Here is a 22,206-nt window from a genome sequence, read left to right as displayed (position 1 = left end):
CGTGCGTTCACGCTGGCTCTGGCTGGTGCTGTTTCTACTCCCTGCGCTGGCCTCGGCGCAGGAGGACCCGATTCAGGTCGCGTTGAAGGGAGAGCTGTTGTCCCTAAACCGCACCGGGCTGGTTTCGCGAGCACCGTTGCCCGATGATTTACAGGCCCCGCTGGGCAGTCTGTGGAAGTTGTTTGTCTACGCCTGGTTGGTAGACACCGGCGCCACCGAGCCCGCCTATGAGTGCCGAGGGCAGTCCAAGGAAGAAGTTTATTGCTGCACGGCCGGTGGCAGCATCGGTCGCGATCAGGCATTGGTGAAATCCTGTGGCTTGTATTTTGAGCCTCAGCGTCTCGGCATCTCCGAGTCGGACTGGCGAGCTTATTGGCAAGCGCGCAAAGCACCGCCATGGCTGCTCAGCACTTCCACACTGCAGCCGCAGACCCAGGTTCCCGTGGCGCAATTGCTGGAAACTCTTGGCACGCTTCCGGCACAGGATCAGGCGCGACGGGTGCTGCTTGATGTGGTGCTGGGTGCGGCGGACAGCAATGTCGTTGGCACGTTGGCTGGCCTTCTGCGGATCAAAACCTGGAGCTGGTTTGCCGATGACGCCGCTGCGCAACGGGAGGGCGGCTTTGCCGGCTGGACCGTGGATGGCACGCCCATCTGGGCGCAGGGGCGCGGCACCAGCCAGACGGTCTTGCGCAATTACAGCGAGGCCCTGGCGTCGGTCCTGCCCGCAGGCTGGCCAGCCGATCCGGGACGTTGCGTGGAGGTCGACCTGTTTTCACGTTACCCGATCGGGTACGTGCTCAAGGCGGGCCGCGCCGTTGAGTCAGGCCCCTTGCTGGGCGACTATCGCGTCGAGTTTTTGAATGGCAACCAACTGGACATCCACAGCGACGGCGAACTCTTTCTGGTGAAGGACAAACTCGTCGCCCGGCTGGACCGCGAAGAATATGTGGCGCGTGTGCTGCAACGCGAAGCCAGGGCAGAGCCCGCCGAGGCCGCCAAGGCGCTGGCCGTCGCGATTCGCACTTACCTCCTGCAAAACGCCGGCCGCACGGGTGAATGTCTGACTATCGATGACAGCAGCAACCGACAGCGCGTAGCGCCGCGCCCGGCGAATGCCGAATCACGCGGTATAGCCGCGTTGACCAGCGACCTGATCCTCGTGGGCACTAATGTCACCTATCACTTGACGCAACCGGATGCCGACAAATTGTCCTGGGAGCAAGCGGTAGAACAAGCCAACGCGGGCCAGCGTTACGACGCCATCCTGTCCCACGCCTATCCACGCGCAAGCCTCAGTCGCTGGGACAATCCGGTCGCGTCCTGCACAGCATTGCCCGACGCTCAGGAGTGGCTGCAAAAACAGCGCCGGGTCTGGCGTCAACGGCTCGAAGGGGAGGTGGGTTACAACGAAGTCAGTACGTTTGCCGTATGCCGTGTGGCCTTCGGTAATCCCCATGTCGACCGCGAACGCAACCGGATCTACGTACGCGGCGTGCTGTCGCTTCAAGACCGTCTCGACCTGACCCACGAGTATCTGCACCTGGCGTTCGAGGCGCATCCCAATGGTCAGGATGAAGCGTATATCGAAGGGCTTGCCCGGCGTCTTTTGCTGGAGTAGTACCCGTTAACTTACTGGCAATGGCAACACAAACTATCCCGCTCTGATTACTGGGCGTTGGCCACGACGAGTAAGCGGATAGTACACCTGTACTATCGAAAAACTTCAGAGCGTCGAATATGATTTTTTCACGATTCCACCCATTCCAGTAATTTTGAACGAGACGGTGTATGACAAGCATGATGAATGAAAGGTCTGAGCCGATGGTAGAGCTTTCCGCCCAGCCAGCCGCTTTCAGAGTTTTAAAAAGCGCAGCCACAAAACATGCGCTTGTCGCCGCGCTGCTGTCTTCATTGGTGGGGTGTACTTCGATCCCTAGTCAGGAGCTCAGTAGTGTAAAAGATGCCCAGGGTAAAGATGTCAATGAGGCCATCGCAAAACTTGCGCCTCTGATGGGCGAGCCTAGCGCTGTACAGCCTGACCGTAAAAATCCGGATAACACCGCTTATTACTGGAGTCGGTATAAGGGTACGTTTTCAGAAAACAAGTACATGGGGTCTACTCATGACCGGAGCGCAGGGTATCTTCAGATTACAGATCAATACCAACAGAATACGTGGACGGAACACTGCTACGTCAAGGTCGTGGCTGACCCTCAAGACATCGTAGTGGATTACGAAGTGGAGAACTGTGGTTTCATGGACCCTTTTTTTGGAAGTGGTGAACTCAAAAAAGATTGTCTTGTGTGTAAGCTGGCTGAGTAATAGTTAGTTCAGGGTTGAGGTCTCAGGCCCGCGAATACTGCACTGTAAAATAGCTCTATGTGTCATACAGTTTTTCACTGATTCATTTATTCGACGTGCTGTTCAATTTTTCTTTCATCTCGTTTGCTACCGCTGTAAGGACACTGAATGAATAACGTGCAACGCTGTGTGTTACTGTCGTCAATCGCGCTGCTCGTTGCATGTGGGCCTGACTCCGATACTTCAGGATCGAAATCCGGAGAGTGGGTCAGTACCTGGGGCGCGGTCATGACCTCGGACCAACTCGACAAGGTCTGGACGACCACTAAACAGCAAAGCGCGGACTACGCCAAACAGGATGTTCTTGGCAGGTGCGAATCAGCGGGCGCTACGGATTGCTTTCTCGTCGCGACCTATTCCGATCAGTGCGTGGCAGCGGTCCAGTCAGAAGACGGGAACGTAAATGCTGTTTTCACCGCTGACGATCCCTTGACGGCGCAAGAGAAGTCGATGGGCTACTGTAAGCGCAATGCCAAAAAATCAGAATGTAATCTGGTATTCACGGAATGTACTCAGCCGAGGTACAAAAAAAATTAAATGTTGCGCTTGATTGAATCTGGAGTAGCACCGTGAAGAAGACTACCCTGTTTTTACTCGCATCGTCTGTCCTGCTGACAGCCTGCGGGCCCGACAAAATCGTTTACGATCTTCCTTCACCCAATGGCAAATATCACGCCCAGGTTCGAAGCTGTCCTGAGACCGGATCCATTACGTGGGGCGAGCAACTGGAGGTCAGCATTCTCGAAGTGGGCGTAGGGGAAGAATGCCATTCAGCGGTGAAGTCCCTCACAGGATTCAAAGCGGGCCCGCCCGGATTGGCAGTCGAACAGTTGCAACTTGAATGGCTATCGGACACACAGTTCAGGGCGTGGTACCCGGGTTTGAAACCGAACGTGGATCCCACGGGGTCGTACACAAAACCCAACACGCCGGTCCAGATAATATATCTGCCGAAGCCGTGACATTTGATGATTGCTTCCGCTTTGAAAACTGCAGCTCTCAGGGCAGCGACTGCTTTGCTGCTGACAGGTGCGCTGAACGCACCACTGGCTACGGCAGCCGAAATAACAGAGCTGTGCGACCTGACATTCACCGGAAACATCAAGCTTGCTGGCGTACCGGTCGCGCGTACCTGGCCGCAGCAATCCAAAGGGCTGTCTTATCTCGATGATGTGGGCCCCGGGATGCTGTTTGCCTACGACTCAGCGGGAACACTCTCATTCTGGATGCGCAATACATGGGTGCCTTTGTCCGTCGCTTACATTGGCGAGGATCGAAGGGTGTTCAAGATGGAGGACATGGAGCCGGATTCTGCGGACTATCACTTGTCCGGGCAGCCTGCCAAATATGCGCTGGAGGTCATGCAGGGGCAGTTTGAGCGAAAGGGGATTGCGGTGGGTTCAAGGCTTGAAAACATAGAGTGTCGAGCCAAGCGTCAAGCCGGATAGCGCAGCTATTAGGACACGAAGAACCATAATTCGTTAAGCAAATAACAGTGGAGATCAACTATGTTTGCGGGCGTCCCCGGCACTGCACGGCGCAGAACAGCGTGTGTCTTGACTCTATGGCTAAGCAGCGCACTTGCTCCGGCTATGGCGCTGACGCCCGTAGAGCAGCCCATTGATCCCATGGCAGCACTGGAGGATTTCCGCTCAGAGGATCTTGCGTGGACATCGCGTAAAATGCGCGACTTCATGGAGCTGTGGTTCGACGTCACCGAACTGGACGAGCTGCCTTGTGCACCCGCTGACATCAAGTTATCGCCGATCACGACTGTCTGCGAATATAAACCAGACAACCAGGCTGATCATTCAAAGCCGCCACGGTTATTGGTTGGCCTTGTCGGCAAAGACGCGAATACCGCCCGCGTTGTCAGTGTCGTAAGTGAGCGGGCGCTCAGCGAAGCCACCTGGAAGTGCCGTCCTTCGCAACTGAATACGTTTGTGTGCTCGCCTGTTGGTGGTGGCAGTGCTGAGGATGACCGGTTATTTACCCAATGGGGTAAATGGCTGCCCCCCACGGAACGTGAGTGGTTTGCCTGGCACGCGACAGATCCGGAAATGAGGTACATCCAGAGTGCAGTCGCGTCAGGCGGAACAATGCCGGCTGATGTTCAGCGATTGCTCTCGTGGAAAAACTGGCAGGGCGAAGCCACGAACGCTGTACGGATCGAGCGATTGGTCATGATCGGTCAGTTATGTCGGGTGCTGGATCAGGCTGACGCTGACACCATAACTCGCAATGCTCACGCGCAATTGAACTATAACCGGTACGCATTGGCTGATCAGGACAAGCGCCGTGCCAAAGAATGGTTGAAAGCGCTGCGTATCGGTGCAACCCAGTCAGCGAGGTTGTCTGACGCGACCGATGAGGCATCCTGCAAGCGTTTTGCTGCGCCCTATGGAACGCTCTCAAAACTGCTGACCTGGACAGACAAACCGCAGGAGGCGAGTCCGGGCGTACGAGCAAGTCCCAGGACTTTTCCCTGAGAAACGGGAGACTCTTGCAGAGTCTACGTTTGGTGCGCGAGCGCGCGGCGTCTTGGCGACTCTAATGAAGGGAAAGCAGTTTTTCAGTTGGAGCGTGGTTTGCCCGCGAACCAGTCGACTCGGTAGGTCAGAAGCACCACATTATCGTTCTTCGCGGGCAAGCCTCGCTCCTACAGATCCAATGTTTGCTCCACGTTATTGTGGGGCCTCGGCTACTGTGGGACGCCTGCTGGGATAAGCGGTTTTTCTGTCGCAGCGATAGACGCCGGGATCTTCAGGACAGCCGTTATTCAGAACAACCCTGCCTTTATCTTCTGCTCAATGATCTGACCTAACTCACGCCCAGGGGATTGATAAAGCAATGAAGAGTGCGGGCAGTGTGGTGCATGTTTGAACGGGTGTGGATCAATCAGATGTTGTGAATAACCACAATGCTGGCAGTACACCGACTCGCCCCTGAGTCTCCAGTGCTTGTTCCATGCCTGCAGTGGGAGATAAGGTATGGTCATCAGGGCCTACCGTATATTGAAAGGTGAGTCGTATGCGTTTAACTGAGTTCATACGGTTGGCCGTCTCCTCAATGTCGACATCACGTGTGGCCGGTATTTAGCTCCGCCGTCAATGTCTGCATAGAAGACGCCATCAGGACTGTATCAATTTGCTGCTGATCAAACGGAAACAATTCGTTTGTTTATGACTGTCAGGTTAAGTTTCATCTCATCAGTCGCGCAATAGTACGGATGTACTATGCGCTATTACACTGATGCAATCTTGAATAGGGCGGTATAGGTAATTTCCCAAAGACCCGCCAAGGATATCGATTACAGCGACTCATCCTGAATGCGGTAAAGCGTCCAGCATGCTTCTCGCTTGAAGAACAATGAGAGTTGATAGCCCGTGTCGGCTTTGGTCAGTTTGATCACTGCCTGATCCGTCCCTTTGAGCCGCTTGGCAAGCGTCAAACCTTGCTCGTGCTGCTGCTGATCGCTGGGCATCAGTGGAAACTGCAGTTGGGACTTGTCCAGTCGCTCAGAGACAGGACGAGGTTCCGGTTGAGCCTCAGGATCGATGTACTCGCTCTGCAGAGGCGTACTAACGAAGGCTTTCTGTACCTCAATGTCGTTGGCGAAGCGCTTCAGGAAACCATCGAAATCCTGAGCCGGACACGCCGCCGTGCTCGCCTGCGCAGGTGGTTGAGTGTTTGCGGCGAGTGAGGGCGCGCTGTAAAACGTGGCGGCCGAGATCACCGACATTGCCAGCAGAACGGCTCTGCGGGTTCCCCGATAAGCAAGCGTATTCATCAAAGCGCCTCCGACCATTCTTTGTGGATTGCCGCGATGCGTGCTGCGTAGGCCACGGAGAGGCAGACGGCATCCTTGCACGCGCGGGCCAGGGCATCGCGCCACTCTTTCTGTTGCGCGCCCATGGGGTCCAGCGCCTTACCGGTCTCACCATCGACCCCTTTGGTTTCTGCCCTCACGTCGTCGACCAGATTCAGCATTTTGGTTTCCTGGGCTCGCAGGCTGTCACTGGAACAGGCGATATCCTCGAGCGTGGTCAACTTTGCACTTTCATCGTCGCAGCGCTCGGCAAACCCAAAGTCGGAATAGCCGGGCGGAATATCGTCGGCTCCGGCATTTGCGTGCAGGGTCAAGACAAGGAGAAGGGCGCTTGTCACGCACAGGCCAATCCTTTTTTTCATCTGTCTGCCTCTTTCTATAGTGATCGACACAATAAAGGGGCTTTCGACGCATTAGAAATACTACACCTGTACTATTGAAAAGCCTTGGGCTTTGGGAAAAGCTTGATTGCTGAAACCTCTCATTGAACCGGATTTAAATCATGATGCGATGCCTGGCTGTATTGTGCGCCGTTGTATTCTCCCTGCATGCATCTGCGGAGGACAAATACTCTGCGGAATATGATGCGTGCGTCGAGAAGTCTGAAGGTATTACCTCCAATCTGAATGACTGCAATAACAAGGAGCTGGCGTTACAGAATGCCCGCCTGAATGAGTCCTACAAAGCCGCGATGGGTGCACTCTCGGACGAGCAAAAAACACAACTGCGCGATGCGCAACGGTTATGGGTCAAATACCGAGACGCCAATTGCTTCATGTATTACAACTTTTCGGGCGGCACCATGGACCAGATCAACGGCGCTGGCTGCATGTTGACCATGACCATCGACAGAACCGGGGAACTCAAGTGGTTTGCTGAAACTGGCGAGTGAACTGAAATGCCCTGATGGCGTGTCGAAACGGGTGCGAAGGCCCCATTCGGGGTGGGGCCGATGTTCATCAAAGAGAAGACAGCTCTTTCGGCACTGGATAGTGGCTGCCGTCATATTCCAGCGTGAAACGGGTAATCACCGGTTTGGCTGAGATCCTTTCACACTCTTCGCCCTTGGGCCGGTTCTGGGTGTCGATGACTTTCTGCTCGATTTCCAGGGCCGCGAGACCTTTATTGCTTTTGTCCGAGATGGAGATCGTGCGCTGCGTCTCGGTAAATTCGCCAGCACAACGAGTGTCCCATTCACCGTTGCTTCTTTTGACCTCCAGCCCACTCACCACCGGCTTCAATTGAGCGCCTGGCAGCGCTGCGTACAAGGTCAGGACTTTACTTTCGAACGGATTGGGACGCGACGAGCCGCCGTAGGTCACTCGCACACCAAACGCTCGCAGCTTCGGTGCCAACTGATAACGGGCAGTATCCAGTTCCAGTCCGGAAAAATAGATGGCGTCTGAGCTGATCGCGGCTGCTTGATAGTGCTGCGAGATGATCTTGCCATTGCTGGCGTTCGCGACGATTACACCGAGGCCATAGTCGCCCTGGCCATCCTCGGTGACATTTTCGGCGAAGGGCAGAGCGGCCAGAACCTGGCTGGAGTTGGCCGGATTGATTTTGCACACCGCGTGCTCGCTGTCGAGCTTCAAGTCCGGGCGCAGCGTCTCGGCCCATCCCCGAATGTTGTCTACACACCTGGCCGATGCAAACACTGGTAACGCAAGCAATGGGAAGAAAAACAGGGGTAAGACGGTAAGTTTACGCATCGAGCTGTAGTCCGTTAGTAAGGGGACGAAAAATGAGTGCCAGCGGAGAATGTCCCGTTAGTGCTCACATCTTGAAGTTGCTCGGACCTACCGATAAGGCATTCTTGTCTGTGTACCCGCTATCAGCGTAAACAGGCGGAATGACACCACCACGACCAGTATTTTCAAAACAAAGCTCTCGCTCCATAACATAATCATGCTGGGTGCCGCTCCATGTTGGGGGGCTAAAATATCTTCATGGAGCAAACTGACATAAAGGCCGGGCCACTGAAGCATAATAAAATAGGTGGCCAGTAGATACGGAATGAATACCCACAGGATACAGCCCACCACTCGCCAGAACTCCCCCTTCATCAGGAGAAAACTCTCACGTATCGCGGCGACACAGTTACGACCCCTCAGCAATACCAGGCAATGGCAGAGGGTCAGTCTGATCATCAGCCAGATTGCGAAAGGGTAAGGCAAATATCTGACTGTTTGCCAGAACTGGGTAGGCAGGTAGTCAAAGGTATTGAACATGAGCTGCCTCCACTCGTGCTCCCCCATGAACGGCAAATCACCGAGTATGTACAGCAACTCATTGAGCGCTGAAAGCGCCGCCAGATAGGGCCAACGGCGTAGCGCGATGGACAGTAACTCGGCCTTGCCTAACTGTTCGTCGCGGCTGCGGGCTTCCAGAGTGAGAATCACAAATGCCGCGTAGAGCGGTATAACGCCTGTATTGATCAGCGCGCTCCATGCCCACGCAGTGTCGTCCCCCAGTTGGCTTCTAATGAGCTGTCTTAAAAGCATCTCCACTAACAGCACTGGCAGGCATAACACGGCGATGCTCAGGGCATTTTGCCGTATCAGGCCAAATGAAGATTTTATAATGTCCAAAGGCGCCATACGGATCACTCCTTATTGACTGGTCGTTCGGCGACCACTGTGAAAAAGCGAAATACCACAATGGTCGTAAACAGCCGGATAAAACCCGCGAATATCGAATAGGCCGTGACGCTAGCTGGGCTGTCTTGCTGAAGAGCAATCATGACGTCTGCCGCCCAGTCGGGCTGCGGAATGAATACGATAAGAATAGCCAGCAACACCGGGGCCAGTAGTAACGCAAGGCAAGCCACTACCGGCCATAGCAGCCCTCTGGACAGGATGATACTTTCGCGTATTGATGCTTTTATCGAGAGTCCTCGAAATATCACCAGGCACTGATTAAACATCAGTCGCATCATTGCCCACAGTGCCAGGAAAAACACTGCCCACTTGAATGCCGCCCATACCCCGGGAGGGATGAACTGAACGGTGGCAAGGATGATCTTTAGCCACGTATCAGCCGAAACGAACGCCAGACCGGCAATGACGATCAGTATCTGGTCGAGCGCAGACAGCACAGCCAGCGCTGGCCACAGGCGTATTACTTTGGACAGTAAGCCGGCTTTGGCCAGTGGCTCGTCCCGGCCGCGCGCATCGAGAATGAGCAGCAGCAATCCGGTGTAGAGCGGCGGGATGACTGTGCCGATTATCGCCTGCCATGCCCAGTCGTTATCGATACCCAATAAGCTTCTACTGATATCTCTTATGAACATCTCTACGACCAGAAGTGGAACGCACAGCAATGCGATACTTCCGGCGTTACGGAATAGCAGGCGAAATGACGCTGTCAGGATCTTGAGCGGATTCATTCAAATTTCTTCACAGAGGATAAAAGCTCTATCCGGTTATTTTTCTGCGGTGAATAACGCCTAGGGCGTTGTAACAGCGCGACTGCATTAACTGATCCACTGAACCAGGAACCGGGTTACGGCCCCCAGCGATCGAACACGGTATTTTGTATCGCAGGGTCATACACTATCTTAACGTTCTCGGTCTCACTAACCGCCTTTGCCAGCGCAAGGAATATCGTGTTGCATGTGTGATGACCCACTCTTAACTGGCCGAATTCAGGCTCTGCCCCCAGTGTCCACATATGGCCACGAACTTCATTGTCATGGCTCAATTCTGACCAGACAAAAACCGATGCTTCCGGTTTGCCATTCACATTGAGGTAGACGTTACTACCCACGCGCGCGCCCTCAAATCGCGCCTGATAATAACCCTCAAGAGCTTCCCATTCACCCCATGGCGCTCTTGTGAACAGCAGAGGAGGGGATTCATCGCCAGCAGTGCCTGCTCTGGCCTTTGACGGCGAAGCGCGCAGCGTACTGAATGCCATCCAGCCGAGCAGCATCACGCCCAGAACCAGCACTGACCAGAGCCCGACACGTTTCCAGTCAATCCCTGATCCGTCATCCGGTGACATCGGGATCAGTTTGACCTGCGTATTGTCGGCGTCAGCGCGGCCCAGGCTGTTCATTTTCTGAGGGGTGAAGTCCGGGATCAGCGTCGCAATCGGCAGATCGGCGGGTTTTGCTGCAGCGTTGCCAATAGCCAGGGTAAACGGGCCGTCGCCCCGGGCCAGGAACACTACTTGCGGCGCGCGTAACCCGAAACGCAAGGTGGGCGACGAAGAGCCGAGTCCGCCGCCGCGCTCGTCGAGTTCGAGTTTGACCTGACGCACGATTGTGCCGTTGGTCTCTACTTCATTCTGGACAACGTCCTTACCGTCTTGCGTCAGCCGGTAAAGCAGGCCATTGCCGATGGCCTGCCAGGGTGCCTTGCTGTCCGTTCGACCGTAAAAGCGGCCCGGGGCGACGCTGTTAGGCTGAGCGATGTCGACTTGCAGGCGCTCGACGGGCAGGCCATTCGGTAATTGCCAGATATAGCTGCCTGCTTTTTCAACGCTGCCAGTCAAGGGTTCCGACCAGGCAAGCGGTAACGGTGGGGTGTCGGTATTCACCGTCACCAACTGCGCCGACGTGAGCATTGGTGCTTCGGCCGAGGAGCTCCATATCAGGCGCAGATAACGTGCGGTGCGACCGGGCAGGGTGACTTCGCGCTGTTCTACAGTTTGGTCGTCGAATGACAGACGAGCTACCTGGCTCGTGCCCCATGGACTCCAGTTCTGCAAATCATCGCTGGATTCGATGCTGAAACGCTGAAAGCCGTCTTGAGCGCTATCCCAGTCAAGAATCAGTTTTTGCAGAGGTTGTTTGATGGTGCTGGTGTCCAGCAGCCAGCCTCGCAAGACCTGCTCATCCGGGGATGCGCCATCCTGAGGTTGAACCTCCACGAGCGTACCCGTGGCGCTGCGCTCGACCTTGATCCTGGGCGCTCTGTCGAGCTCGTCCGCCCGGTTGTAAAGAGGGAACCACTTCACCATCGTCGGCGCTTGTGACTGCTTCGCCTGAGGCGGATTACGGTCGAGGGCATAGGCCTGAGCCTGTCCTTGGGCATTGAAAATGCGCAGATCACCCAGATCCTGCTGTCGAGAATTGAGCTGCACATTCATGGGCAGCTCAATGCGATACCACGGGCCGTTACCGCTTAGTTTCAAGGGGGTCTGGCTGGCGAAATCTGCCTGGTTGTCATCTGCGCTGGCAAGTGTCGAGCCAAGCAATGCGACACCACACAGGGCTAGCCGGAACAGCTGCTTATAACTCAAGAGTGTGCTCCTCATAGTGACAGGTCCGGTTTGCCGGCAACTGAATCAGCTTTTTGCGTGTTGGTCTTTTTTGGCGGCAGAGGGGCGAAGTAGCCCACCACCAATAGCAGGATGCCGACCCCGATGAAGGAGATGACCCGCGCCATACCGCCACGGTCGCTCAGCTCTACCAGGAACAGCTTGGCAACCACGACCCCGATCAGCACTGCGCCGGTAATCCATACTTCACGCTGCCTGCGAAGGTGGCCGCTAATCATTAGCGCCAGTGCTATCAGCGTCCAGACGATAGAGAGTGCCGCTTGCAGGAGCGTGGGATCGATGGGACTGCGAAACACCATCCCGGTGATCAGGGCGAACAACGAAGCACCGCCTGTAATGATCGCCAGTCTTTCGGCATGTTTAGCCTCAATGCCAATCAGCGGCAGGTTATGACGGATCCAGTTCACGATCCCCAGCAGGGCAAACAACAGGCCCAGATCCAGAGGGTTGAGCAGTGGTATGTAAGGCAGCGGGTCGGCTTTGACGTTGCTGTAGTAGTTCATCATCCAGAACCACCCCAGCGACCAAAGGACAAAGGGAACGGCGGCCCAAACGCGATAAGCCTTTGGATACGCGTCAACCGGCCATGGCCAGCGACGGCTCGCGGCCATGGCAATCAGGTAAAGGCTGGGGATCAGCGAGCCCGCAAGGGAAAACCAGGTGCTGTAATCAGCATTGGAATCGAAAAGGTTATCCAAGCCGTATCTCAGCTCAAGGCTGAGCAGCACTATGTATAACAACGCCCCCAGAATGTGGGCGCCAGTCACTGCCCTGCGAGGCAGCAAGTCAGCCAGGCGATGCAACGAGAGCATGTGCACCATCAGCAATGCGGTCCATCCCACCCACGCCCAGTGTGCAAACGGGTGTGTGTACTCGGTCAACGAGAAGACAAGTACAAGCCAACTGACCGGTGTCAGCCCCAGGCATAGCGCAGCCAGGCCGGGCCAACGCCAATGTCTCGCCCCAAAAGTCCACAGACCGACACTGATCGCGACTGACAGCAGTAGCAGCGAAGCGAAAAGGGTATGAGGTGCCAGGTGCATGTTCGCTACGAGTAACGACGTTCCCCACCATGCACCGCCCCAGACCAGAAATATCGCGGAAAGTGCTTTCTCGTTCATGTAGCGCAAAGTCTTGATGCGGTGCACCTGCAGGGCGCTGAACAAGCCGGAGAGGGCGATGATCATTGGCGTCCAGAAATCCCCCCCTTTTGTTGAGGGGAAGTACCAGGTGGTCATCACGCCGATGAATGCCAGACCTGCAGCTATTTGCAGCAGCACCCCAAAGCCACGAGCCAGCAGACGTTGCTGACGCATACCTAGCCAGAAGATTGCCGCACCTTCGATGGCCCAGGCGCTGGTGGTCCACTTCGCGCCCAGTCCCAGCGGAATGGCGAGGGTGGCAAACACGATGCCGAGTGCCAGGCATGTTTCAACCAGCAGCAAGGCACGTCCCGGTACCCGGCCAGAAAGCAGGCGGGCGATTCCCATGTAAAGCAGGCCCAACGCCAGGGCGCTGAACGCCGAGCCGAATTCGAGATCGGCTGTCAGTGCGTATTGCAAACCGAAGCCCACGAGCGGCGTACCCAACAGCAGCGTGCCGTCGACGTAGTCACCCTGACGTCGGGACCATTGCAGCATCGCCTCGCGGCCGGTGTCTGTCGGGGCATCGCTGAGCTCCTGCAGTTTGCGTCGGGCAAACAGAAGTCCGATGGCCAGATACATCAGGAAGAACAGAATCAGGAACGGCTCGACGCTCCAGAACAGATCCGGGGTGTAGGAGCGCAACCCCCATGCCACGCCAATCCCGAACGTGCCAAAAAAACCGATCAGATTGAGCAGACGCCAGGTCTTGAACCAGGCGATAGCGAAAATCCCGACGTTGAGCAAAGCGAAATAGCTGAACAGCGTGACATGACTGCCCTGGCCCGTGGAGGAGAGAATCGGCGCGGCAAAACCGCCCAGTGTCGCCGCACAGGCCAGCGCCAGGGAGTTCTGAGTAATCGCGAGCATGGCGGAGAACAGCATGATGACCACCAACAGCGCAAAGCCCAGCGTCGGGTCCAGTAACTCATGCACGCGAATGGCACCGCTGACGGTCAGGTACAACACGCCGACGCCGGTGCCTTGCATCATCAGCGCGAAGGCTGGTTTACGATGGCGCAGCCACCAGCCCAGGCCGAGCAACGCGATTGCGCTGCCAGCAACCCCTGCGTATCGGGTTTCGATTGGCACCACAACGCCTTCGGTGGCGTAACGCAACAGAAAGGCGAGCCCCAAAAAGAGCACCACAGCCCCTATTCGCAGCACAGTATTGCCACCCAATAACCAGTCACGCGCAGCCATGAAAGCGACGTTTACAACGTTCGGCATGGCGGGTTTTGGTGGGGCAGGTCGAGTGGGCGGCTGGCTGGTGAAGGGCGACGCTGCGGGCTTTATGGGTAAGTCCGGGGTTTGCGAAGGAAGCTCCCAGACGAGCTCCATCTCAGGCGCCTGGCTGACAGAAATGGAAGTAGTGTCGGAAAGCGGCGCAGATGCTGCGGCTTGCCCTGGCGAATCCGATGCCTGCACAGGCATCGACTCCAGCAGAGAGAGGCGTGCTTGCAAGGTTCCAATCTGCTGCTGCGCTTGCGCCAGCTGTTCGCTTTGCCGGGCAGAATCCAGGCGCAGCGTCGTTACTCGCTGATTGAGCCAGACGCCCAGGCCCAGCAGTAGCAGAGGAGCGCCAATGACCCAGATATAAGCCGGATTATCATTGAGAAAATCGGCTATCCCCAGACCCATTTCCAGAAGAAGAGACAGCACTCAATAACATCCTTTTTGATCAGCAACAGGGGCGCATTGATCGCTCACTATTAAGCGTCAGTGCGTGACGAGGCAGTCAAAAATCTGCCAGCCGTCGCCTGAAAGTTATGAATAAGTCTGAAGTTTGAAATCTGCACTTATTTTCAATAACTTAAAGTGTTTCGAGCGCGTAAAAAATAGTACACCTGTACTATACCGCCGTGCGGTAATCACCCCGTATAAGTGTCAATACAATGATCTTCTCTAAACGGAATTTGAATGCACACTTCACCGCTGGCTTTGCCCCCAAGGCGTGTGACCATTCTCGGTTCCGGCCATGCGCTGCCGGACAGAATAGTCACCAGTACCGCCCTCGATCATGAGTTGGGCCTGGCGGCGGGCAGCGTCGAGCAGATCAGCGGGGTTGTTCATAGGCATGTTGCGTCCAGCGCGGAAACGGCTGCAAGCCTGGGCGCGGCTGCCGCGCGAAATGCCCTGGCGGCCGCCGGCATCAAGCTGGACCAGATCGACTTGATCGCCTGCGCCAGTGGCACTATGGATCAGGGCATGCCCTGCAACGCCGCATTGTTGCAACGAGAGTTGGGCATGGGTCACTCAGGCATTCCCGCCATGGACATCAATGCCAGTTGCCTGGGGTTCATTGCCGCCGTCGACACCTTGTCATGGCCCCTCGTTGCGGGCCGCTACCGGCGCGTTCTGCTGGTATGCTCCGATATCGCCTCCTGCGGGTTGGACTGGCAGCAAGTCGAGGTCAGCGGCATTTTTGGTGATGGCGCAGCGGCTGTTGTTCTGTGCGCCAGCGAAGGCGGGGCAAAAATTATCGCCTCGAACCTCAAGACGTTTTCCGAAGGTGCGCATTTATGCCAGATCCCGGCCGGTGGATCGCGCTTTCACCCGCGGCGTATCGATATCCCGTTCGAACCTCTGACCAGTTTTTCCATGCAGGGCAAAGGCGTATTCCGTCTTGCCGCGAAGCACCTGCCCACGCTGGTGAACGATCTGCTGGATCAGGCTGGCCTGAATCAGGATCAGATCGACTGGGTAATCCCTCATCAAGCCAGCCAGCAAGCGATGCAGCATGCGGCCAGACGTTTGGGTTTTGCCCCGGAAAAAGTCATCAATGTATTTGCTCACCACGGCAACCAGGTGGCCGCATCGCTGCCGACAGCGCTGGACATTGCGATTCGTGATAAGCGCATTCAGCGCGGGCAGATTCTGATGTTGATCGGAACCGGTGCCGGGTTATCGATCGGCGGCATGATCCTGGAGTATTGATGAAAGTTCTCGTGACCGGTGGCACAGGTTTCATTGGTCGGCATATCGCCTGGCGACTTGCCTCCCAAGGCTGTGAAGTGCTGTTCAGCGGCCGCAACCCGGTAGCAGCGGCGGATGTCATTCGCCATAGCCCTGGCGCGATTCAGTGGCTTGCGCTTGAGCACGGTTCTCCAGCCGGGGCGAGCGCGCTGGTTGAGGCGACGCATGGCTGTGCGGCAGTCGTCCATTGCGCGGCGTTGTCCTCGCCCTGGGGAACAACAGAAGCGTTTGCCCGGGCCAATCTGCTGGCCACCGAAGAGGTCCTGAACGCCTGCCGCGTCAATCAGGTGAAGCGCCTTGTACACCTCTCGACGCCCAGCCTGTACTTTGCCTTTCGCGACCGGCTCGACATCCATGAAAGCGAACCTTTGCCTGCGCCGGTCAACGAGTACGCGCGCACCAAAGCGCTGGCCGAAACCATGGTGAAGGAAGCGGGTCTTGCCGAGGCGGTGATTTTGCGCCCGCGCGCGGTATTCGGCCCGTGGGACGGTACGTTATTGCCGCGCCTGTTGCGTGTCATGCAGCGTGGACACATACCGCTGATGCGCGGAGGCAGGGCTCAACTGGACCTGACCTGCATCGACAATCTGGTACACGCCGTGGAACTGAGCCTCAATCAACCGTTGCCGCGCCCGGTCTGCACCTACAACGTGAGCAACGGTACGCCGCTGGCCGTTGAAGATCTGCTGCAACGCATTGCCGAACAATTTCAGCTGACGCTGCGAACCCGACGCCTGCCATGGCGGGTCGTGGATGCCGTAGCGCTGGCGTTCGAAACCAGCGCTCGCCTGCGGCAAAGTGGCGAACCTTTACTGACTCGCTATGGTGCTGGAGTGCTTGCATTCAGCCAGACCCTTAATCTGGACGCGATACGCAACGAGTTGGGTTACCGCACGGTGATCACTCAGGAGGAGGGCATTCGCCAACACGCTCAGTGGTGGCTTGCGCAACAGGGCATCAAACAATGAGCCGGACGGTCAGCCTCAACGTTTTGCGTGCCGGTTGGTGCCGACATCTGGCATGCATGGCAGATCGCAGCGCTCGTTGGGCGCCGACGCGTTTCCCGTCATTGTGCGGGCTGATTCGCCATCCCGTCGCTGGCTGGATCCTGTACGACACGGGCTACGCCGAACATTTCTTCAAGGCTACCCAGGACCTGCCAGAGCGTTTGTATCGCACCGCGGTGCCGGTGCAGTTGCCCGTTCAGGAGCAATTGCTCGCCCAACTGAAGGGCTTTGGCATTCAGCCGGAGGATATCCGCACAGTGATCATTTCGCATTTTCACGGCGATCATGTCGCCGGGTTGCGAGACTTCAATCAGGCTTCATTCATTGCTCTTGATGCTGATCGGCAGCACATTGAAAGCCTGCGCGGCTCGCGTTGGCGGGCCACCCTTGGCGGCCATTTGCCTGGATTGTTGCCGGATGATTTCGCCAGTCGGCTGACCCTTGCCGATCAATGCAGGCAAGCAACCTTACCGGAATGGATGGCCCCCTTCACCCATGGCCTCGACCTGTTAGGTGACGGCAGCCTGATCGGTGTGCCGCTACCGGGACACAGCCATGGCCAACTGGGTCTGTTTATCCCTGATGCGCAAGGGCGTCCGGTGTTTCTGGTGGCCGACGCTTGCTGGTCGGTGCCCGCGTGTCGCGCAGAACGACTGCCAGCGGCGCCCGCGCTGTGGTTTGCCGGTCACGACGCCAGACAATACCGACAGACCTACGCCAGCCTTGGCACGCTGATCCGGCGAGAACCCGCCGTGGCAATGCTGCCTTCGCACTGCACGCATGCCTGGGAGGCGTTCAGCAATGAGCAATGAACGCTTGATCGGCAAGCTGCGCAGCGCACTGAGTTTTCTCAACAGTCGCTATCGCTTGCGGTTCACTCGACGAGAGCAACTGGAGGCGTGGCAAGCTCAACAGTTGAAGCATTTCCTGAAAGATGTGTTGCCGACAGCCGAGCGCTTCAAAGACCATCAGTACACGCATCTGGCGGACTTTCCGCTGATGGACAAAGCGACAATGATGAGCGACTTTGCTGCTTACAACACTCGCGGTCTTGGTCTGGATCAGGTCTTGCCAGTTGCGCGGCGGGCAGAAGAATCGCGCGACTTCAGCCCCACGCTGGGCGATATAACTGTGGGGCTTTCAAGTGGCACGTCCGGTAACCAGGGCGTGTTTCTGGTCAGCTCCCTTGAGCGTCAGCGTTGGGCAGGGATTCTCCTGGCGCGGACCTTGCCGGGCCGCTTCCTTCCTCGTCTGCTGTGCTTCTGGCAAGCGCCTCTGCGGATCGCTTTTTTTCTGCGTGCCAACAGCCGCTTGTACACCACGTTGAGCAGTCGCCGTATCGACTTCGCCTTTCACGACCTGACACTCGGGCTCGACGCATCACTTGAACGTCTGCAGGCACAGAATCCCGATGTGCTGGTGGCCCCGGCGACCGTGTTGCGGGGTCTGGCTGAAGCCTCATTGAACGGGCGTTTATCGATACGACCCACGCATATTCTGTCGGTGGCCGAGGTGCTTGAAAGCACGGATGCAGATGCTGTGCTCAAAGCCTTCGGGGTGATGCCGCAGCAAATTTATCAGGCCAGCGAAGGCTTTCTCGGTTACACCTGCGAGCAAGGGACTTTGCACCTCAATGAAAGCCATCTGCACATTGAGCCGGAGTGGCTGGACGCCGAACACACCCGTTTTCAGCCCATCATTACCGACTTTTCAAGACGCACGCAGATGATCGTGAGGTATCGCCTCAACGACGTGCTGCGCATCAGTGAAGCCCCTTGTGCTTGCGGACGGGTCGAACGGGCGATTGCCACTATCGAGGGGCGTGCCGACGACATTCTCTGGCTGCCTGATGTGGCGGGACGTCAGTTGCGGGCGCTGTATCCGGATGTCCTGCGCCGTACCTTGCTAATGCATGGCGCTAAGCTGCAGGAATATGAGATCCATCAGACCAGGCTGAACTGGCAAATCAACATTCAGGCCTACGGCGATCATGACGCGCTGTGCAAGGCGATCAGCGAAACCCTTCACCAGTTATGTGCCGGGCAGGGCATGCGTCCACCGGAGTTCATCTTCGGGCACTGGCAAGCGCCGCCCCCGCACGTCAAACGCCGACGTTTGAAACTCCTGCAATTGCCTGAGGGGCTGCCATGCGCGTACTGATTCTGGGGGCTCGTGCACCGGCCTGCCTGGAGTGGGCGAGGGCCTTCAACGAGGCCGGCTGGACCGTGAGCGTGGGGGACTCGCTGGGTCAGCCGCTGAGCCGTTTCAGTCGTTCAGTACATTACTTCGTTCGTTTACCCGAGCCCAGACTCGACCCCGCAGGCTGGATCGAAGCGCTGGCCAGCGTGATCAAGGCAGAACGTATCGACGTGTTGCTGCCAACCTGCGAAGAAGTGTTCTATCTGGCCCATGGCCTGGAGCGCCTCAGGCCATTGTGCCGGGTGCTGACCAGTGATTTTGCGCTGCTGCATCGGCTGCATCACAAGGGCCAGTTTGCGGCCATGATACAGGGCTGGACGTTGTCGACACCCGAAACCCGGCTGCTGACGGATTACCCGTCTGTGTTGGCGTTGAGCGCGGAGACTGAGGAGTGGGTGTTCAAACCGGCTTATTCGCGTTTCGCTTCGCAAACCCTGATTCAGCCAAACGTGACGCAGTTGAGTAAAGTCCAGCCCAGTATTGAAGCGCCCTGGGTTGCGCAGCGGTTTATTCAGGGGCGGGAGTTTTGCAGCTTCAGCGTGTTGATCGATGGCCAGTTGCGCGCTCATAGCGTTTACCAGCCGCGCTACCGTGTGGGCCGGGGTTCGGGGATCTATCTTTCCCCTGCGACGCCGGAACCTGTGCGTCGATTCCTGGAGCAGTTCGGCCGTGAAACCGGCTATACCGGACAGGTCGGCTTTGACTTTATCGAAGATCAAGCAGGCCGTTTCCATGTGCTGGAGTGCAACCCGCGGGCCACCAGTGGCGTGCACCTGTTCGACAATCAGCGTCAGGCGCTGGTGAACAGCCTTGGCGAAGCATCCAGCGGCATGATTGAGCCTACCCAGGAACCGCGCATGATCGCACTGGCGATGCTTTTACTGGCTGCGCCTTCACGGTCGTTGAGCAGGACGTTCTGGCGTGATTACCGTATAGCCCGCGACGTGATCGTTCAGCAAGGTGATGTCCTGCCGCTGGCCGCCCAATGGTTGAGCCTTGGGGAAATCATCTATCGCGCTGCCTCCCGCCGCTGCGGGGTGCTGGCCGCATCCACCGCGGACATCGAGTGGAACGGGCAGGCATTAGGGGAGCCGCCCCAGTGAAGCTGTTGTTTCGGGAGCAACTCCTTCAGGAGCCGGTGACCCCCAATGACAGTCCAGCCCGACAATACGTCCGCGGCTGGACCGAGGCAGGACTGATCGCCAATGTCAGCACTCGGATGGCACTGCTGGACACCGGGACGCAGCAGCTTGCGGTGAGCATCAATGATGGACACGACCCTGAAGACAACTGCTATGTGGTGTCGCCCCGTACCGCCTACAGCGGTTACGCCCGCGAAGAACTCAACCGCATTGGCCGTCCGTGGCTGACCCGACCACTGAGCGCCCTGACCCAAGGCGTGGACGCCTTGTTGAGCGCAGCCAAAGTCGACAAGCTGGTTCATGTCAACAACTGGCTGCTGTCGACCAATCTGTATCCCGCTGACTGGGATCTGAACGAGCTGCCGCAGATCAGCGCTTTTTTGCAGCGAACATTTCCCGATCACGCTCTTTGTTTCCGCTCGATCAATGCGTTCAGCAACCGCGAACTGAAACAGCGTTTGAGAGGGCTCGGCTTCCTGAGTATCCCTAGCCGACAGGTGTATGTATTCGACGGCCGGAGCGGGGCAGATGCTCCGTTCCTCCGGCATCACAACACCCGACTCGACCGCACTCTGTTGCGACGCAGCGCCTATGAAGTGGTGCCTGGCTCGGCCCTGAGCGACAGCGATTTTGTGCGGGTAGAGCAGCTGTATAACCTGCTGTATCTGGACAAATATTGCAGGCTCAACCCGCATTACAGCGCCCGCTGGATACAGCGTGGTCAACGTGAAGGCTGGCTGGAGATACGCGTTCTGCGCACCCCGGATGGCCGTATCGATGGCGCGTTGGGCTGGTTTGCCAATGACGCTACCATCAGCACCCCGATTGTGGGATACGACACTGCATTGCCACAGAAAACCGGCTTGTACCGGCAATTGACCTGTCTGTGCCTGCTGGAAGCCGCCGAGCGCCGCACCGTGCTGAATTTCAGCTCCGGCGCTGCCGGTTTCAAACGCTTGCGCGGGGGCCAGCCGCAGATCGAGTACAGTCTGATCAAGGTTGCACATTTGCCCTGGCGGCGTCGCTGGATATGGCGATTGCTCAGCGTTCTGCTGCATGGAATAGGTGTGCCCCTCATGAGAACACTCAAACTGTGAATCGCCTCGCTCAATGGTGGCCGGTAGCGCTGAGCCACGAACTGAAAAAAGACCCGATGGCGTGTCAGGTTCACGACATGCCACTGGTGCTGTTCCGCGCCGATGATGGACGCGCCGCCGCATTGCCGGATCGTTGTCCCCATCGTTTTGCGCCATTGAGTCAGGGCAAGGTTCGCGATGGACATATCGAATGCCCTTATCACGGTTGGCGGTTTGCCGCAGACGGCCGTTGCACCCGGGTACCCGGCACTGATCAGTGCCCCTCCAGCAAAGCATTGCTTAACAGCCTGGCCTGCTGCGAAGCCCACGGCCTGGTGTGGGTCTGCCTGAATGACCAGCGTCCAGCTGAGGCGCCGGTTGCCCCGGCCCAGCAGGGGCAGAAACTCGATACGTTCTGGATGACGGATCAAGTGCAGTGCTCATTGCAGGACGCAGCGGAGAATTTCCTGGACGGATTTCATACTCATTTTGTTCATGCGGGCTGGATTCGCCACGATAAGCAGCGCCAACGCATCTCGGCCCGGGTTCGTCCGCTCGATGACGGTATCGAAGCGATTTACAGCGAGGAGGGCAAACAGTCAGGGCTTATCTCACGGTTGTTCGAAGGGCAGCGGGGCGAGAGCATGGGGCGTTTTCGTCTTCCCGGGCTTTCGGAAATCGAGTACCGCGATGGCAACGATCACCTCAATCTGCTGGTCAGCGCCTGGATGACTCCGTGTGCTGACGGGCAGTTGCGGGTCTTTGCGCGAATCGCGACTGCGCGGGGCAAAATTCCCGCCGTACTGAAACGTGCCGTATTGCGGCAGGCGTTCAAGGTCATCCTGCGCCAGGACCGACAGATTCTGGAACAGGTCAGTGCCAACAGACGACGCTTCCAGCAATACCCGGCCACGCCCCTGGACGGTCCGCAAGACTTGCTGGGGCCTGGCATCCGGCATCTGCTTGAGCAGGGGCAGCCGCTGGTTTTTGACGAGCGCTCGTTTGATATCTCGCTGTGAAGCAACCCAATCTTCGCGAATGAATTCGCTCCCACGGATTTGCGCACAGCTTCAGGTTCATGAAGAGCCTGTGGGTCCGAATTCATTCGGGAAGGCAGTATTCCTGACGATACAAAGGCTGCGGATGTACCGGCCCCTTCGCGAATGAATTCGCGCAGATAACCGT

Annotated in this window: 20 protein-coding genes and 1 pseudogene; 14 read left to right on the top strand and 7 right to left on the bottom strand. The window is 57.1% G+C overall.

Translation table 11 applies throughout. From position 1 onward, the window contains the following. The first annotated feature begins 1 nt into the window (after position 1). The 6 genes from RX972_RS01295 (at position 2) to RX972_RS01270 (ending at position 4,853) form a co-directional block, all read left to right on the top strand. Complete coding sequence (locus RX972_RS01295; RefSeq protein WP_316872257.1) at positions 2-1,621, top strand: DUF2300 domain-containing protein; 1,620 nt, start codon at positions 2-4, stop codon at positions 1,619-1,621. A gap of 170 nt (positions 1,622-1,791) precedes the next feature. After that, complete coding sequence (locus RX972_RS01290) at positions 1,792-2,325, top strand: hypothetical protein (RefSeq protein WP_027899978.1); 534 nt, start codon at positions 1,792-1,794, stop codon at positions 2,323-2,325. Positions 2,326-2,472: 147 nt separating this feature from the next. Beyond that, positions 2,473-2,901, top strand: a complete 429-nt coding sequence (locus RX972_RS01285; protein WP_122395244.1) for a DUF4189 domain-containing protein — start codon at positions 2,473-2,475, stop codon at positions 2,899-2,901. Between the two features lie 32 nt (positions 2,902-2,933). Further along, positions 2,934-3,326 (top strand): hypothetical protein, encoded by a 393-nt coding sequence (locus RX972_RS01280; RefSeq protein WP_316872256.1) that lies wholly within the window; start codon positions 2,934-2,936, stop codon positions 3,324-3,326. 6 nt (positions 3,327-3,332) lie between these two features. After that, a complete protein-coding gene (locus RX972_RS01275; RefSeq protein ID WP_122395242.1) occupies positions 3,333-3,812 on the top strand; it encodes a DUF192 domain-containing protein in 480 nt (159 codons plus the stop codon). Positions 3,813-3,920: 108 nt separating this feature from the next. Further along, positions 3,921-4,853, top strand: a complete 933-nt coding sequence (locus RX972_RS01270; protein ID WP_147471339.1) for a hypothetical protein — start codon at positions 3,921-3,923, stop codon at positions 4,851-4,853. Positions 4,854-5,674: 821 nt separating this feature from the next. Here RX972_RS01270 and RX972_RS01265 read toward each other — a convergent pair. Then, on the bottom strand, positions 5,675-6,154 hold the full coding sequence (locus RX972_RS01265; RefSeq protein ID WP_316872254.1) for a hypothetical protein: 480 nt from the start codon (positions 6,152-6,154) through the stop codon (positions 5,675-5,677). Then, positions 6,154-6,555, bottom strand: a complete 402-nt coding sequence (locus tag RX972_RS01260) for a hypothetical protein (protein ID WP_316872253.1) — start codon at positions 6,553-6,555, stop codon at positions 6,154-6,156. The genes RX972_RS01265 and RX972_RS01260 overlap by 1 nt, the downstream gene beginning before the upstream one ends. A 140-nt stretch (positions 6,556-6,695) precedes the next feature. On the opposite strand from RX972_RS01260, the gene RX972_RS01255 reads away from it, so the two are divergent. After that, positions 6,696-7,085 (top strand): lysozyme inhibitor LprI family protein, encoded by a 390-nt coding sequence (locus RX972_RS01255; RefSeq protein ID WP_027899973.1) that lies wholly within the window; start codon positions 6,696-6,698, stop codon positions 7,083-7,085. Positions 7,086-7,152: 67 nt separating this feature from the next. Here RX972_RS01255 and RX972_RS01250 read toward each other — a convergent pair whose 3' ends face one another. The 5 genes and pseudogenes from RX972_RS01250 to RX972_RS01230 form a co-directional block, all read right to left on the bottom strand. Beyond that, positions 7,153-7,905, bottom strand: a complete 753-nt coding sequence (locus RX972_RS01250) for a hypothetical protein (RefSeq protein WP_316872251.1) — start codon at positions 7,903-7,905, stop codon at positions 7,153-7,155. 87 nt (positions 7,906-7,992) lie between these two features. Continuing rightward, positions 7,993-8,793 (bottom strand): hypothetical protein, encoded by an 801-nt coding sequence (locus tag RX972_RS01245; protein ID WP_316872250.1) that lies wholly within the window; start codon positions 8,791-8,793, stop codon positions 7,993-7,995. Positions 8,794-8,798: 5 nt separating this feature from the next. Continuing rightward, entirely contained in the window at positions 8,799-9,581 is a 783-nt protein-coding gene (locus RX972_RS01240) for a hypothetical protein (protein ID WP_049826887.1), read from the bottom strand. A gap of 503 nt (positions 9,582-10,084) precedes the next feature. Beyond that, positions 10,085-11,455, bottom strand: a pseudogene (locus tag RX972_RS01235) (DUF3999 domain-containing protein); the annotation flags it as partial. Next, positions 11,452-14,283: a DUF2339 domain-containing protein gene (locus RX972_RS01230; RefSeq protein ID WP_316872249.1), complete on the bottom strand. Its 2,832-nt coding sequence runs from the start codon at positions 14,281-14,283 to the stop codon at positions 11,452-11,454. The gene RX972_RS01230 and the pseudogene RX972_RS01235, both read right to left, overlap by 4 nt. Before the next feature lie 258 nt (positions 14,284-14,541). Between RX972_RS01230 and RX972_RS01225 the strand changes: the two genes are divergently transcribed. The 7 genes from RX972_RS01225 to RX972_RS01195 are packed head-to-tail and all read left to right on the top strand — an operon-like array spanning position 14,542 to position 22,040. Next, positions 14,542-15,558 (top strand): beta-ketoacyl-ACP synthase 3, encoded by a 1,017-nt coding sequence (locus RX972_RS01225; RefSeq protein WP_316872248.1) that lies wholly within the window; start codon positions 14,542-14,544, stop codon positions 15,556-15,558. After that, entirely contained in the window at positions 15,558-16,565 is a 1,008-nt protein-coding gene (locus RX972_RS01220; protein ID WP_263267057.1) for an NAD-dependent epimerase/dehydratase family protein, read from the top strand. The genes RX972_RS01225 and RX972_RS01220 overlap by 1 nt, the downstream gene beginning before the upstream one ends. Then, complete coding sequence (locus RX972_RS01215) at positions 16,562-17,416, top strand: MBL fold metallo-hydrolase (protein ID WP_316872247.1); 855 nt, start codon at positions 16,562-16,564, stop codon at positions 17,414-17,416. Before RX972_RS01220 ends, RX972_RS01215 begins: the two co-directional genes overlap by 4 nt. Further along, positions 17,406-18,764 (top strand): F390 synthetase-related protein, encoded by a 1,359-nt coding sequence (locus RX972_RS01210; protein WP_316872246.1) that lies wholly within the window; start codon positions 17,406-17,408, stop codon positions 18,762-18,764. The genes RX972_RS01215 and RX972_RS01210 overlap by 11 nt, the downstream gene beginning before the upstream one ends. After that, complete coding sequence (locus RX972_RS01205; protein WP_316872245.1) at positions 18,752-19,906, top strand: ATP-grasp domain-containing protein; 1,155 nt, start codon at positions 18,752-18,754, stop codon at positions 19,904-19,906. The genes RX972_RS01210 and RX972_RS01205 overlap by 13 nt, the downstream gene beginning before the upstream one ends. Further along, the gene (locus tag RX972_RS01200) at positions 19,903-21,042 is read left to right on the top strand and encodes a hypothetical protein (RefSeq protein ID WP_316872243.1); all 1,140 of its coding nucleotides are present in this window, start codon (positions 19,903-19,905) and stop codon (positions 21,040-21,042) included. The genes RX972_RS01205 and RX972_RS01200 overlap by 4 nt, the downstream gene beginning before the upstream one ends. Further along, on the top strand, positions 21,039-22,040 hold the full coding sequence (locus RX972_RS01195; RefSeq protein ID WP_316872242.1) for an aromatic ring-hydroxylating dioxygenase subunit alpha: 1,002 nt from the start codon (positions 21,039-21,041) through the stop codon (positions 22,038-22,040). Before RX972_RS01200 ends, RX972_RS01195 begins: the two co-directional genes overlap by 4 nt. Positions 22,041-22,206 lie beyond the last annotated feature (166 nt).

Origin of the sequence: Pseudomonas syringae group sp. J309-1, assembly GCF_032582135.1 — a bacterium.
Lineage (GTDB): Bacteria > Pseudomonadota > Gammaproteobacteria > Pseudomonadales > Pseudomonadaceae > Aquipseudomonas > Aquipseudomonas quasicaspiana.
The sequence above is the reverse complement of the archived record's forward strand: the minus strand, read 5'-3'. Positions and strand labels throughout refer to the sequence as shown.